This is a genomic window from Limnospira indica PCC 8005 (genome assembly GCF_000973065.1).
Lineage (GTDB): Bacteria > Cyanobacteriota > Cyanobacteriia > Cyanobacteriales > Microcoleaceae > Limnospira > Limnospira fusiformis.
Genome location: NZ_FO818640.1, coordinates 3,240,610 through 3,254,617 on the forward strand (window position 1 = coordinate 3,240,610; position 14,008 = coordinate 3,254,617).

13 protein-coding genes and 1 tRNA gene are annotated in these 14,008 nt (G+C 42.3%); 2 read left to right on the top strand and 12 right to left on the bottom strand.

All coding sequences use genetic code 11. From position 1 onward, the window contains the following. Positions 1-325: 325 nt before the first annotated feature. The 12 genes from XZ46_RS32640 to moaC all read right to left on the bottom strand — a co-directional run bounded on the left by XZ46_RS32640 (position 326) and on the right by moaC (position 12,707). Positions 326-2,743 carry a glycosyltransferase family 4 protein gene (locus XZ46_RS32640; RefSeq protein WP_008051345.1) on the bottom strand — a complete coding sequence of 806 codons (2,418 nt, stop codon included), beginning with the start codon at positions 2,741-2,743 and terminating at the stop codon, positions 326-328. 11 nt (positions 2,744-2,754) lie between these two features. Continuing rightward, positions 2,755-6,423 carry a TylF/MycF/NovP-related O-methyltransferase gene (locus XZ46_RS35870; RefSeq protein ID WP_008051347.1) on the bottom strand — a complete coding sequence of 1,223 codons (3,669 nt, stop codon included), beginning with the start codon at positions 6,421-6,423 and terminating at the stop codon, positions 2,755-2,757. Then, entirely contained in the window at positions 6,420-6,722 is a 303-nt protein-coding gene (locus tag XZ46_RS14135) for a hypothetical protein (protein WP_008051350.1), read from the bottom strand. The genes XZ46_RS35870 and XZ46_RS14135 overlap by 4 nt, the downstream gene beginning before the upstream one ends. A gap of 208 nt (positions 6,723-6,930) precedes the next feature. Next, entirely contained in the window at positions 6,931-7,437 is a 507-nt protein-coding gene (locus XZ46_RS14140; RefSeq protein ID WP_006625239.1) for a ribonuclease toxin HepT-like protein, read from the bottom strand. Beyond that, entirely contained in the window at positions 7,424-7,798 is a 375-nt protein-coding gene (locus tag XZ46_RS14145; protein ID WP_228116341.1) for a nucleotidyltransferase family protein, read from the bottom strand. Before XZ46_RS14145 ends, XZ46_RS14140 begins: the two co-directional genes overlap by 14 nt. Positions 7,799-7,832: 34 nt before the next feature. Further along, positions 7,833-8,291: a DUF29 domain-containing protein gene (locus XZ46_RS14150; protein WP_006625237.1), complete on the bottom strand. Its 459-nt coding sequence runs from the start codon at positions 8,289-8,291 to the stop codon at positions 7,833-7,835. A 37-nt stretch (positions 8,292-8,328) separates the two neighbouring features. Next, positions 8,329-8,799, bottom strand: a complete 471-nt coding sequence (locus tag XZ46_RS14155; RefSeq protein ID WP_006625236.1) for a DUF29 domain-containing protein — start codon at positions 8,797-8,799, stop codon at positions 8,329-8,331. Between the two features lie 37 nt (positions 8,800-8,836). Beyond that, complete coding sequence (locus XZ46_RS14160) at positions 8,837-9,304, bottom strand: DUF29 domain-containing protein (protein WP_008051355.1); 468 nt, start codon at positions 9,302-9,304, stop codon at positions 8,837-8,839. A 17-nt stretch (positions 9,305-9,321) separates the two neighbouring features. After that, positions 9,322-9,759 (bottom strand): tetratricopeptide repeat protein, encoded by a 438-nt coding sequence (locus XZ46_RS14165; RefSeq protein ID WP_006625234.1) that lies wholly within the window; start codon positions 9,757-9,759, stop codon positions 9,322-9,324. Positions 9,760-9,847: 88 nt separating this feature from the next. Further along, positions 9,848-10,582: an HAD-IA family hydrolase gene (locus XZ46_RS14170; RefSeq protein ID WP_008051356.1), complete on the bottom strand. Its 735-nt coding sequence runs from the start codon at positions 10,580-10,582 to the stop codon at positions 9,848-9,850. Then, the gene (locus XZ46_RS14175; protein ID WP_008051357.1) at positions 10,583-11,779 is read right to left on the bottom strand and encodes an NAD(P)/FAD-dependent oxidoreductase; all 1,197 of its coding nucleotides are present in this window, start codon (positions 11,777-11,779) and stop codon (positions 10,583-10,585) included. Positions 11,780-12,182: 403 nt separating this feature from the next. After that, the gene (gene moaC / locus XZ46_RS14180) at positions 12,183-12,707 is read right to left on the bottom strand and encodes a cyclic pyranopterin monophosphate synthase MoaC (protein WP_006625231.1); all 525 of its coding nucleotides are present in this window, start codon (positions 12,705-12,707) and stop codon (positions 12,183-12,185) included. A gap of 62 nt (positions 12,708-12,769) precedes the next feature. On the opposite strand from moaC, the gene XZ46_RS14185 reads away from it, so the two are divergent. Together XZ46_RS14185 and XZ46_RS35030 are read left to right on the top strand one after the other, a co-directional pair. Beyond that, a tRNA-Arg gene (locus XZ46_RS14185) sits at positions 12,770-12,843 on the top strand. Positions 12,844-13,637: 794 nt separating this feature from the next. Beyond that, positions 13,638-13,841 (top strand): hypothetical protein, encoded by a 204-nt coding sequence (locus XZ46_RS35030; protein WP_048895099.1) that lies wholly within the window; start codon positions 13,638-13,640, stop codon positions 13,839-13,841. Positions 13,842-14,008 lie beyond the last annotated feature (167 nt).

Here is a 14,008-nt window from a genome sequence, read left to right on the forward strand (position 1 = left end):
TGGGGAATTGATAATTGACGGCAGAACCCGCCCCTACAATTAATTATTAATTATTAATTATTAATTATTACACATATCGTAGACGCACCGCTTTCTCCCCCAGAGGTCAAGAAACCCGGTTTCTCAAAGAAACCGGGTTTCTCAGCCAAACGGTAGGGCGGGTTTATGAATATGGTCGTGGGGAATTGATAATTGACGGCAGAACCCGCCCCTACAATATAAACGGTGGGGCGGGTTTATGAATATAGTCGTGGGGAATTGATAATTGACGGCAGAACCCGCCCCTACAATTAATTATTAATTATTAATTATTAATTATTAATTATTAATTATTATCCGGTTCAACTACCGGAATAATATCAGCCTTGAGGTTATTAATTACTTCCTGATTTTCATGGTCTAATTTAATCCGACCCTGTAACTTAGACATTAAAGCCGACCACTGCATGGGACTCAACTCGCCAATTAACAAAATTTCTGGCCCGCCATCAAATTCTATTTCCTCCTCCATTAACAAGTTCATAGCCACACTAGATAACACTAAATCAGCCTCTTCTGGGGTAATGTTGCTGTTATCTATCAATAGGGTCATCTCGGCTTTATCGGGATGATTAACCAGGGTTTTAATCACCGCTTGTAATTCTAATCCGACAGTTTCTTCTGGTTGTGACCAGTCGGGGAAAATGATAAAATTCAGATTACTAAGTTTGAAGAGTTCCCAAGTACCATTCTCTAGCTCAACTGCTTGACAATGTTTAATATAATCAATTTGGAACTCTTGGATACCTTCTAGTGAAACTTGTTGAGTTATTTCTTTATTCTCAGACTCCAGCGTGATTTTAGCATCCAAACAATTTATCAAAGATACCCACTGCGTTTTAGTTAACTTTCCTAACAATTGAATCTCTGGTCCCCCTTCAACCTGTAAATCTTCCTCCATAAGAAGACCCATAATTATGCTAGATAGGGCTATATCTGCCTGCTCATCGGAAATGTTGCTATTGTCTATCAAAAGACACATCTGACTTTTATCTGGATGAGTGGCGATCGCCTTAATGACTTGAGCCAAATCTTCCGCCACAGAATCTTCTGGTTGATTCCAATCTGGAAAGACAATTAAGTTAATATCTTTAAGATTGAGGTGATCAAGTGCCTGAGATTGCTCTGATATAGCAGCTTCTATGCCTTGCAGCATTTGTTGGGCAGGTGCAAAATCGGGTGCAAAATTTAAGACATCAAATAAAGCGCGTTGGGCTAAATCCAGAGCGTCTATTTTGGCTGCTACCTGTGCTAAATACCAAAACACACGCCAATGATTGCATCCGTTCTCAATAGCTGCCGCAAATTCTGAAATTGCCTGTTGATTGAGACTAAGAGCGTGCATAACTAATCCGCGCCATAATCTTAAATAACCATCTTCTGGGTAATGATCTGCATATTGAGAAAAACTCCCCTCACCTCTGGAAAGCAATGTTGAAGATTGGGCAATATTTTTTTCTGCCTTAAATAGCCTTTGAATGTTTTGTGATGTCATACTGATGCTAAAATCAGTAACTATTTCATCAATAGATTCGACAAATAATTGGGACCCTAAAAACTTCTGGTCAACTCCCACTACATCTAAAATAGAAACAGGTTTATCCAGAAAACTATATTCTCTGGGAAACCCCCACTGCCTAGTTTGCTTAGGTAATTCCATTAGTTTTTCGTAAATGGGATTGAGTTCCTTGGCAGCATTTTCAGCACCAAAAATTTGCTTGGCATACTCTCTGGCGTTATCTCCCAATCTAGATCGTTCTTCTGGATGATGATATAAATATTCAAGTGCTTGGCTATATTCTAATTCGCTATCAACCACTAAACCTGTATAATTATTCATGACCAAACTTCTGATGCCACCATGAGGAAATACTACAGGTGGCACTCCCCCATACATTACTTCCTGCAAATTTAATTCAGCCGCTGCATAAGTATCTTCGCAAAGAGGATACCCATAAACATCAAACTTTTCTATTTCTGATTTGATATCTTCAACAAAGCCACGGAAATTAAATTTTTCCGAAGCACCGAGTTGCTCCGCTTCTTGTTTCAAGAAGTTGTGAATACCTCCGCCACATACTACAAACTTCACATGAGGAATGTTAGCAGCCGCACTCATTGAGACATAATTGCGGTGCATTTTGCTAAAACTGACACTACCTATGTAGCCAACATTAAAGGTATCGTGTGGTTTGGGCTGCACGTCAGCAACTCTAGCAAAATCGGCAGCATCATAAACCATACCCACTTTTTTTAATTTCACTTCGGGGGGTAAGTTCTCGAATACTGGCAGTTTGCGCGAGTAGGGATTGCAAGGTATGGCAAAATCTGCATAATCTACTAAATCCCTAGTAATAACTTGCGGTGGGTGTTCTCCGGCAATATGAAACCAAATTAATAAGCGCGTTGCGGGCAATTCCGAGCGCAGAAACTCGCACATTTGGGGATTATTCCAATAATGAATATGTACGATATCTGCTTTTTCCATTTCCGAACAAATTTCTTCTCGCTTGGTTGTATTGACCACACTTAGCCCTTCTTTTATAGCCATGTCAGCCATAAATGGATCGGCTTCAGTTAGAGAAGCTACACTGTGTTGAAAATTAGCTAGTTTCAAGGAATATTTAGCCGTTGCAATAGTGGCGCGAGAAGCACCACCATTGCATAGCCAGGGAATGATATGAAGGACTTTAATAGGTTCCATACTTTGAAAATTTAATTATAAGGTTTGCGATAGACTTTGACTGTCGAAAATACTCGTGGAATAATCGGCAAATAAGCTTGACTTTGGGTTGGGTCTGTCGGATATAATAATGGAATTTCAATCTTTTCGCAACCATATTCATCTTCCATTAATTCCTGACAGGCTTGCCTGATGCCCGGTTCCTTGCCGCCATGATGAAACAAGATAGCCTCACGATTTTCCTCATTAAGAGGGGGTAAATAGTCGTGAAAAACCATGATTCCACCTGGTGCTAGGATGGTAAAGTAATTGGCAATATCTTGTCGTACTCCTTCATAAGTATGATCGCCATCTACAAAGATAAAAGGCGGAAAATTACCATCTATCTCGCACAGTTGTCTCAGTTGATCTACAGCTTGGTGAGAAAACATCCGTAGGTGAGTAACTTCATTTTGCAACTGTTGGAGAACTTGTTGCAACTGTGGATGTAGTCCCGGCTCGATCGCAAAACCTTGTATTTCAGTATGAGACCGCTTCAATGCCCTGTAATTTAAAAATAAGGAACTGCCAGCAAAAGACCCAATTTCAATAAACCGTAAAGGAGATGACGTTTCTGGCAGCAGTTGGCGTAGGGAATAGTACAGTTGAAAGCGCTCGTTGCGCGACATTTGACTTTGAATTCCATATACCACCGGATCGTCTTCCTTAAACTCTTCCACCAACAAAGGTTGAAATACTGGATTGACCGGGTACTTGTTGGGACACTGGAACCAAACCCCTGTACCATCAATTGGGTTAATGTTAAACTTAAGTTGGCGATCGCTTTCAAATTCATGGAATGCCTGGCGGCAACCTTCCCAGTGACCGTAGTCATCTACTTGGATGAACCCATTATCAGAAACGCGATCGTATAAGTTATGGAGAATTGCTTTTGTCGATTCGTACCAATCACCATCCATGTGCAAAAGAGCAAGCATACCGACTCTGTTTCGCATAATGGGCAGAGTATCTTGGAAATACCCTTTCACAGTTTGTACAAGATTTCCCACCCCCAGTTTAGAACAAATTTCTCGCGTACTAGCTTCTGGAGCCGCACAAGTTCCTGTTCCCCAACCCGTTAACTCAGCAGACACGCCATAAGACTTATCTTCTGCTGTGGGGCTAGGCATCCCTTCAAAAGAATCAAAAGCATATAACCAACGGGGTTGTTTGGTATATCGTTTGATAACTGCAGCCATTAATGCAGTGGAACCTCCAGCCGCCACGCCACATTCGGCAAAGTTACCCGGAATGTTTTCTAAGCATACACGCTTTGTTAAACAGAACAAAGAATATAAGCGTGCTTCGCTTAACATAGTGTAGGGACGGATTAATCCCAATAATTCCTGAAATTCTGTATCTCCTACCCGGCTTGAAAGGATTTGCGGGTATTGTTCCTGAATTTGGTTGCGAAGATTTTGAGCTTCAGTATTATTTGGGAAATATCGTAGTTCTTCATATAAAGATTGCCACGCTGCTGCTGGTTGATTCATTTTGATGAAGCAGGTAGCCCGTAAATAATCTAGTCCTACTGTTGGTTGCTTTAATGATTTTGCTTGGTTCAATAAATTAAAAGCTAGAACCACTTCATCATTATTGATCGCCTGAACCGCTTGTTGCATTAAATCTCCCACTTTTCCAGGTCTAATTTCTTGGAGTAACAATTTAGCTTTTCTGTGGTCAGGTATGACAGCTAACAAACGTTCCAGGATGCCGACGGCTTGATTAGGTTGTCCTAGTTTAGCTAGAGCAACTGCTTTCCCATAGTTAATATACAACCTGTCTGGAAAACTAACGATCGCTTCTTCAAACAACATCAAAGCCTGTTGATTGTTGTTAGCATTTAATTCTTTAACAGCTTCTTCTATTAAAATTTCTTTAGATTCTTGCGGTTTTTGCTGAGAAGCTTTACCACCGAAAATAGTTTTTTCGGTAAAATTATCTGCTTTAGTATTGCGGATTATAAATGGAGGATGTTTGAGAGGAAAATTCATGGCTTCTGTGGGCATATTCGCCAATTTACTTCCTACGTCTCTGGTATGGGAAGCATCAGAAGTAAAGCCAATATTAGAAACTAAGTTAGCATTTGGAAGAATGCTTAGACCATTATTAACTAAGCAAGTAAATTGCCAAACATAATCCCAAGTGTTAAATCCTTCGTAAACCTGTTGAAAAATATTAGACCAAAATCTTTGGGCATCATTATCTTGTAAAATGTTAGAAAGCAAATCAGCATTTTTTACCTGTGGCCACAAGCTCATTTCACTATCATACTTCTGCCACGCCCGTCGCCAACTTGCCCAACCCCAACAATGGGCATAGTAAGAAAAATAGTAACTATATTCAGTTTGATTTTGTCCAAACTGAAAATTGTCACCCGAAATAAACATTACTCGCTCGTCGTCGCGATATCGTTCTAACAATTCCTGACAAAAGCGAAAGAAGGTGGGGTGGGGTAAACAATCATCTTCTAAAACAATGGCTTCCTCTACATTGTTAAATAGCCATGTCAAACCGCTCGATATTCGTTTCCTTACCCCTAAATTCACCGTAGAATAGTTAGTGAAAACTTCGCAATCCCAGTCAACGCGATTAATGATAGCCCTCGCTGCCGCACATTTCTCAGCTTCCCCAGTTTTTTCTGGACGCGGGCCATCGGCAATAACAAATAACTTAGGAGGTTTAACCTCCCGTATTGCTTCAAAGACTTTCTCTGTGGTCTCCGGTCTATTGAATAGGATTAAGCACACTGGTCTATTTAACTGCCATTTCTTATCCATACTTGTATAATTATTTTTAGGTCTAGGATGAGTCACTTGAAAACAGGCAGGTCCCAAACAAGACTCCTTCTCGCTAGGTAATTCTCCTCTCTCTAATAACTGAGTATCTTTAAAAAATACTGAAGTACAGTTTTTGTAAGTGTAGCCCGCGATGGTGCCGTAGAAATCTATTCTTTTATATCCATTAAATGCCAAGAACTCGATTCCTCGATCGTAGCTGTAATCATCAGTATTGTCAAAAATAATAAACCCCGTATCTTTCAGCTTGCTTAAGCTTAATTCTACACATTTATTTCTATTCTTACCATCTATAATAATTACGTCAAAGTAGTTATTTGAATATCTACTGATTTCGGCTGCGTATTCTTCTTCTTGAGCGCTGAGACTTAATTCTACATTTTTAGGCATTTTTTCTTGAATATAAGAAAACCAATTGCGATCGCTTTCAACCGAAATTACCTTTAATACTCTTTCAGCCCACCACAATGTTGATTGCCCGCTGCCGTATTCAAAAACTTTAAAATCTGATGAAATCTTGTTTTCTATAAACTCTATCGCCGGATAGGTGTACCAAGGAATAGGTTGCGAATCAAAATTGATAGGAACGCCAGTCGCTAAAGACTTGAGCCAGCCTGATGATTCTAAATAATTTATACCTGAAGGTAAGTTTTTTGAAACTTCAGACCAATCTACAGACAAAATAATACTATGGGCTAGGTTAATACCCATTCCACTCTTGAGTAAATCAGAGTGATTAGTAATTAATTCTTTATATAATTGCGCTGCTTCTTTAAATTTGCCTTGCTTAAATAATTCTTGAGCTTTTTCTAATTCACCTAATACTCGATCCTCTGACATTTTTGATTCCTCAGAATAATTCATAATTTTTTGTTCCTGTTTACTTTGATGTTGCTGTGATGAGGAATAATTGTTCCTTTATGAGATAGTCCTCCAGCTTCCTTTAGGGACTTTTCGTAATCTGGAGTTTCTATGGCTGACCAAGATTTAACACCTAGATAATTAAACACAAACTCTTCTGGTAAGCTCCCTCCCACTTCCAGAACATCTTTACCTTCAAAACCAACTATATTTTGGCATATGTGAGCAAAAGAAACGTGATAACTAAGATTAAACTTAGCTTGACATTCAGCAATGTTAGATTCAGTTAATTTATGGATCATTTGTTACATTTTATGATTCTACATAAACTGGTTATAGTCTTTCTTTATGATATAGCTAGTCAGAATAGCTGTTACAAATTATACCACGAAAATTATTCCTCCTTAACTATGACTGCTTTCACTACCTTGAGTAGCTAAAATCACATACCTGGCTATTCTACCACACCATGGCAAAAAAGCGATCGCCTTCCCGCCACTGAAACAACACTTAACATTCCTCCAACCTTTCCGCCAACTCTCGTAACCCCTGGACAAACTGCCGCACTTCCGACTCGAAACAATGCCAGACTTGAGAATAGCCTTGCACAAGATCTTCCACCCGTTCCGTCTCCAGTTCAAAACCGTAGATATTGCGGACGATATGACGAAAACCGAGATACTCCCGGAGACTCTGCACCGTTTCCGAACTCAGAACTGGGGGGAGTCCTTCTCGTTCCACACTCATGCGGTTGAGGAGTCGCTTGTGCCAATCAAAACTCGAAGGTAACGCGCCATTGAGTTCAGAAACAATCAATTGAAAAATCCTCTCGCAGCCTGTATAAAAATTATGCAATTTCAGTGCTAAACTCTCATAAAAAACCCCCGATAGTGTCGGATAGCGATCGATTTCCTGGCGCACTTGAACGATCGCATTTTCCAACTCTCCCAAACGCGCTAACTCCAGTTCAATATCCGTCGCTAACTCCTGTAACTCACTGGGACTAACCTGCCTCATAAACACATTCCCCTGTTTGCAATACTCGATCGCGAAAATGTGGCTCTAAATCCTCAAAAGGTTTCAAATCCACCCATCGCCGCGTTAAGTCATTCGCCTCCGCCACCGCCAAAAAATAATCTTTTTTTCTCAACCCTTCCACCGCCAAATCAATATCAGAAGTTTCCCTAAACCTCCCCCTAACTAACGACCCGAATAGGATAACCCGCCTCACTCCAAACTGACTCACCAGCATTTCTACAATTGTATCCACATCCGATCGCGCCTGGTTGACTAATTTTTGATTTTGCGCCGCCTGCTGGGTCATTCGTTGTTTCCAATAGGCTAGGCGATCGCTATTCACAAATTCCTGATTCATCATCTTTCCCCCACAATTCTACCCTAATATCCTTGATTTACGGAAACCAATTTTCATCTAACACCTCGTCTAAGTTGGCGATCGGAGTCGTGGGAAAATCGCTCACCGATAAACCCGAAATCTCAGAAACCAACTCTCGCGCATCTTCGTAGATATCAACTAATTCCTGGGATAGGTAATTTTCGAGGCTGGGACTATCCCTTAAATGTCGCTTAATCTGTTTCCTGAAATTACGGATTTCTCGCCGCCAGTGATTTTGATTATTGTCTGTTTCAGAATGCCAATATTTGAGTTTGAGTAAATGCTCAAATAAAAGAGTCAACAGACTGGCTAACTTTCTTTTATCCCTTTTACTCAAGTCTAGCACCTCTTCGATCAGGTTCTCTAAATCCACCGCCTCAAAATCACCTTTTTTTAGGTGTTTAACCGTTTCCAGAACCCAGAGATTATAATCCGTATCATATAGACTTTTCCGTGATTCGCTTAACTGTTGCATCGTTAAGTTATGCCTCCATTATATCAGCCTTTAATCACTACTTACTCACCCGAGGAAACCAATTTTCATCTAATACCTGGTCTAAGTTGGCGATCGCCTTTTCCGGGAAAGTCTCTAGGGGAAGTTGCGAATGTCTACTCGCCAATTTACAACCATCTTGATAACATTGGCTGAGTTGCTCATCTAGGTAATTTCTCAGGCTAGGACTATCTTCTAACAGTCTGACGATCTGCAATCTAAAATTAGTTATTTCTCTTTCCCAATGTCCTCGATTTCTTTCCGTTTCCGCCTCCCAGTATTGCCACATTAGCAAATGCTCAAATAAAAGAGTCAACAGACTGGCTAACTTTCTTTTATCCCTTTTACTCAAGTCTAGCACCTCTTCGATCAGGTTCTCTAAATCCACCGCCTCAAAATCACCTTTTTTTAGGTGTTTAACCGTTTCCAGAACCCAGAGATTATAATCCGTATCATATAGACTTTTCAGTGATTCGCTTAACTGTTGCATCGTTAAGTTATGCCTCCATTATATCAGCCTTTAATCACTACTTACTCACCCGAGGAAACCAATTTTCATCTAATACCTGGTCTAAGTTGGCGATCGCCTTTTCCGGGAAAGTCTCTAGGGGAAGTTGCGATCGCATTGAGGCAATTTCCCGACCATCTTGATAACACTGCTCAAATATTTGTTGTAAATAAGGTTTCAGACTCGGACTATCTTCTAATTCATCTTTAATCTGCTTGCGAAAATTAGTAACTTCTCCCCGCCAATGTCCGTAATTATTAGACCTTTCCGCCTCCCCGTATTGCCACATTAGCAAATGCTCAAATGACAGCCTTAAAAGATTCCTTAACTCTCTTTTCTCCATCGCAGCCCAGCCTAGAATTTCCGCGATTAAGTTCTCCAAATCCAGAGCCTCGAAATCGCTTGTTTCTAGATGTTTAACCGTTTCCAGAACCCAGAGATGATAATCCCTATCATATAAGCTCGCTTCCTCGCTGAGTTGATTCATGAGTAGCCAGATATTAACTAATCTTCAACCGCTGTCTGTGTATCAGCTTTTAACTGTTTCAAGAGATTTTGATAATCCTCAATATCGGGATATAAACTCACCAACTTTTCCAAAGGTGCGATCGCCTCTTCCAGTTTATTTTGTTGTAAGCGAACCATCACCAACCCTTCCAAAGCTGTTTGATTTTCCGGTTCCCGTTGCAAAACCGACTGATAACCCTGTTCTTGGCGTTCTAACTGTGATACAATTGTGGCAACCTCCTCCGCTTGGTTTACCTCCGAGGATTGGGAATTACTGCGAAACATTGCACCCAAACCCGAAGACATCATCCCCAGAAAAGCTGCCGTCGAAATGAACATTATAACCTTCTGTAGTTTTTTGCGACGTTCCATGCGGCGAGCGATCGCCTCTCCGTAGTGTTTTCTCAGAGAATCGGAATTTTCGACAGTTCCCATTTGATCAATACCTCCCTAAACCAGGTCACATCAACCCATATAACTATTTTACCCAACTTGACCGCTATTGCGATCAGGTCGGTGTAATTTAGCGATCGCAATTGAACTCAATCTCTGCTAAGGTAGAATAGGACGCTTTATCTGGCGTTGAGGGAGTATCTCGTTCTACTAATACCCCCGCTATTCCCGCTGATTTTGCCCCCTCATAGTCCGCTGTCAAACTGTCCCCAATATGCAAAACTTCTCCTGGCTGAAAATCGTATTTTTCTAGTGCGACCGCAAAAATTTTCGGGTCAGGTTTCGCCGCACCCACTTCTGTGGAAATCGTCACCGTCGAGAAAAATCCCCCTAAATCCAAAACTTCTAACACTGGATATAACCGGGAATCAAAGTTAGATAAAACTCCTAATTCTATACCACAATTTCGCCACTTTGTCAACGTGGGAATTACATCAGGATAAACCACCCAAGGTTCAGCCGTCGCAAATTCTTGGTAAAGGTGATCAAAAAACTTGGGGAAGTCCGAAAACTCCTGAAAAACCCCGACAGCCTTAAAACTTTCGGCGGCAATATCGCGCCACCAGGCTAGTTCTAATTGGGGAATTTCCGCCATATCTGCGCCGGGAAAAGCCATGGGTGTAGCCGCGCTAAAACTCTTATAAAATGCCTGATTTAGGGTTTTAGGACAGACATTAACTCCCCATTTTTGGGCGATTTTGCTATAAATATCGCCCACACTTTCTCGGACACCAAAGAGGGTTCCCACCGCATCTAGTAAGATTAATTTAGGCGGCAGAATGTTATCATTTATCATCATGGGCATTTATTTATTGATCATCAACTCTTGAATGGGGCGACTTATCCAGTTAAATGCTACCCGCATTTGATGTTCTAAGGTGGGTAAACGATACAGATAAATGAGGCGGCGGGCGACATGGGCTAACTGTCCATCGAGTTTAATTCCTAAACCTGTGAGAGTCGCGTTATCTTTCCCTAAAGTCATCATTTCTCCTAGGGCTTGATAATGGAAAGATAGCAGGGGTCTCCCGGTTAAAGATGCCCACAGATTCCAGCCCGCATAATCGGCTTGTTGAAAGGCAGCTTGGGCGGTTTTGGGAACTTTTTTACCTTCGGCATCATGACAGTCGGCGAGGTCTCCCAGGGCGAATATTTCCGGGTGTTCAATGACTTGTAATTGGGGATTAATGATGATTTGATGTTCGGTGTTTTGTTTCAGGGGAAGCGATCGCACTAAATCCGGGGTCTGGGTTCCCACCGTCCACATAACAATATCAACCGGTAAAGTATCTACCTGGTCGCGATATTCGAGGGTAATACTTTCGGCATCTAGGGATTGAACAGTAGTTTCTAAATCCAGCCAAACCTGTCGTTCTGATAGGGCTTTTTGGGCAGCTTCCCGGTTAAAGTCGGGGGCAGATTTGAGGATTTTTTCCCCTCTTTCCACTAGGCGCAAACGACCGCGTTTTCCGAGTCTTTCCGCTAATTTACAGGCTAATTCTACCCCACTATAACCGCCGCCAATGATGGCTACTCTAATTTTTTCCGCGTCCGAGGCTTCCAGGATACGCAAACGTTCTTGTAAACGATAAGCATCCTCCACCCGACGAAAAGGTATGGCGTATTGTTGGGAACCTGGTACTATATCAAGGGGGGTTTCTCCTCCCATGGCTAAAACTAGGCGATCGTAATCGAGAAATTGACCATCTTGTAATTGCACCTGTTGGGCGGTAATATCAATATCGGCAACAGTTCCCTGAATAAACCGGATGGGTGTTTCTTCCAGGAGTTGTTCAAAGGGTGGCGCAATTTCCCAGGCTTGTAGTTCTCCGGTCACCAGTTCATAAAGTAGGGGCGCAAATACAAAGCGGTCTCTGGAGTCAACTATAGTAATTTCCGGGGTTTGTGTGGGTAGCCACGGTAACTGGGTTAAACGTAGGGCGGTATATAGCCCCCCGAAACCACCACCGAGAATACAAATGCGAGTTGGTTGTTCTGTCATAGGTTTGGGAGCATGATTTAATCTCAAATTAGGTTAACATTTTACGGCAATACGGTATAATACCAAGTATGGTGCGAGACCTTCGGGTATGAAATAGAGCTGAAATGGGCGAAATAACTACCCGGTGAGGAGTTCAACCCCTTGGTTGATTGGGTAGCATCCCTGGCCATCCCATCATAACACAGCCTGATTTTTTTGCCCACCTTCGAGACTTCCAATATGGCCAGTCAGGTGAAGCGTCTAATCAGGTCTAAGACTGCCCGCGTCACGCTGAAATGGGCGCATTATCGATATATTCAACCAAGGGGTTGAATTCCCCACCAGGCGGTTATTTCGGGCATTTCAGCCTTATTTCATGCCTGAACGTCTCGCACTATCAATTATTAAGATAGCAAGGCGATCGCTATTTCGGCAGTGGCTGGGACAATGGCTGCTGATAATCTCCTGATTTTCCCCCCGTTTTACTCAACAGACGAATTGACCCAATTTCCATGGATTTATCTAGGGCTTTAGCCATGTCATAGAGGGTTAAGGCGGCGATGGAAACAGCGGTTAGGGCTTCCATTTCTACCCCCGTTTCCGCGATGGTTATGGCTTCCGCGCGGATCTGATAACCTGGGAGTTGGGGGTCGGCGGTGAATGTAACATCTATTTTAGCCAGGGGGAGTGGATGACACAGGGGGATTAATTGGGCCGTTTGTTTGGCGGCCATAATTCCGGCAATTTTGGCGGTTCCCAGAACATCTCCTTTGGGTGCGTTTCCCAATGCGATCGCTTTTAGGGTTTCTGGAAGCATTTTCACCGATCCCATGGCGATCGCCACCCGCCGAGTTTTGGGCTTCTCTGACACATCCACCATCTGCGCTTCTCCCTTAGAATCAAGGTGGGTTAAAGATTGGGGAGAATTTTCTAAATAATTGCTTGTCATTTTCGGAAAGTGTGTTATTATCTTAAATGGCGGTAAAACAAGTCTAAGTTTAACGCCAACGGGGGCTTGTAGCTCAGTGGACTAGAGCACGTGGCTACGGACCACGGTGTCGGGGGTTCGAATCCCTCCTAGCCCGTTTTGTATAAACTCTGATTATAACAGCGATTATCGGGAAACACTCAACCCGATAGTCGTACCGTTACACTCTAAATGCACTCCATTCAGTCTTAGCACACGGGACGATTAGTGCATATCCCTTAGCAACAAAACTTAATTATTGACGGGTTAATCAATAAGCACAACTTAATCAATCTGTCAAATAGCTACATCACCCCCCAACCAGACACCGATAGGTTAACTCCCTTGTGATACCCGTCAATGGCAAGCCTATCGGTTCGTACCTCACCATTGACTGCTATCACGTCGGTCGTTTCCCCAAAGAGTGTTTGTTCCGGTTGGGGGGAGGATATGTTTCAAAATCAACCACGATAGCCGTAGGTAGCCGTAGGGGGGAACCCGCTAGGGAATCAACGTACAAAGATATCAGACCGCCTTTCCGTGGACTAGACCTATAGGGGAAACTATGTGCGATTGCAAAACCTAAATCATCTCCTACCGGATCCAACCCGATACCCACCAACTTCTAATCAACCGGGAAATATCTGGGATGAGAGCGACTACCCCCATAATCCTTAACAAGTCTCCTATCTTTGATGGTAATCCACCCCGTGGGGGAAACCGAATACCAAACATAGTTAATTTCACCTCCAAAACTCTTAGCCGGTAAGTTTGCAAGGAATTGCTATTCTGTTTGGGGGGGAAACCTAATTTTGGGGGTAATTTTCTGGGCATGTGAAGGGTAGGGCATCTTTTACAATCTTCCACTCACCCCGTGTTGTCACAGGCCCTGTTTGGGGGAAATGGCTTAAATTGTTTTTTTTATCTTTTTTTTCAACTTTCAACACCGCCTTGCTTGGCAACAAGGGCCTGTTGTGGGGGAAAAAATCCAAAAACACCCCCCCCTTTCAGGCCAGAAAAACAAATAGAGGGGGGCCAATTTTGATTTTATTGGGGGTAGAGTTTTTTTTTGGGCGCGCCTGGTTTGTTTTAAACCATTTTTTTGGGGCCTTATAAACCCCCAAACCCCTTTCCTCCCCTTTCAAATTTATTTTTGTTCCCCTCTGAGTTATAGTATTTGAGGGGGAGAAGGTGGGGGGGGGGTTAGTGATTTGGTCTCTTTTTTTTTTTTTCCCCCCCCCCTCTTCTTAATATTTAGTTGTTGGTGTGGTTTTTGTTTTATT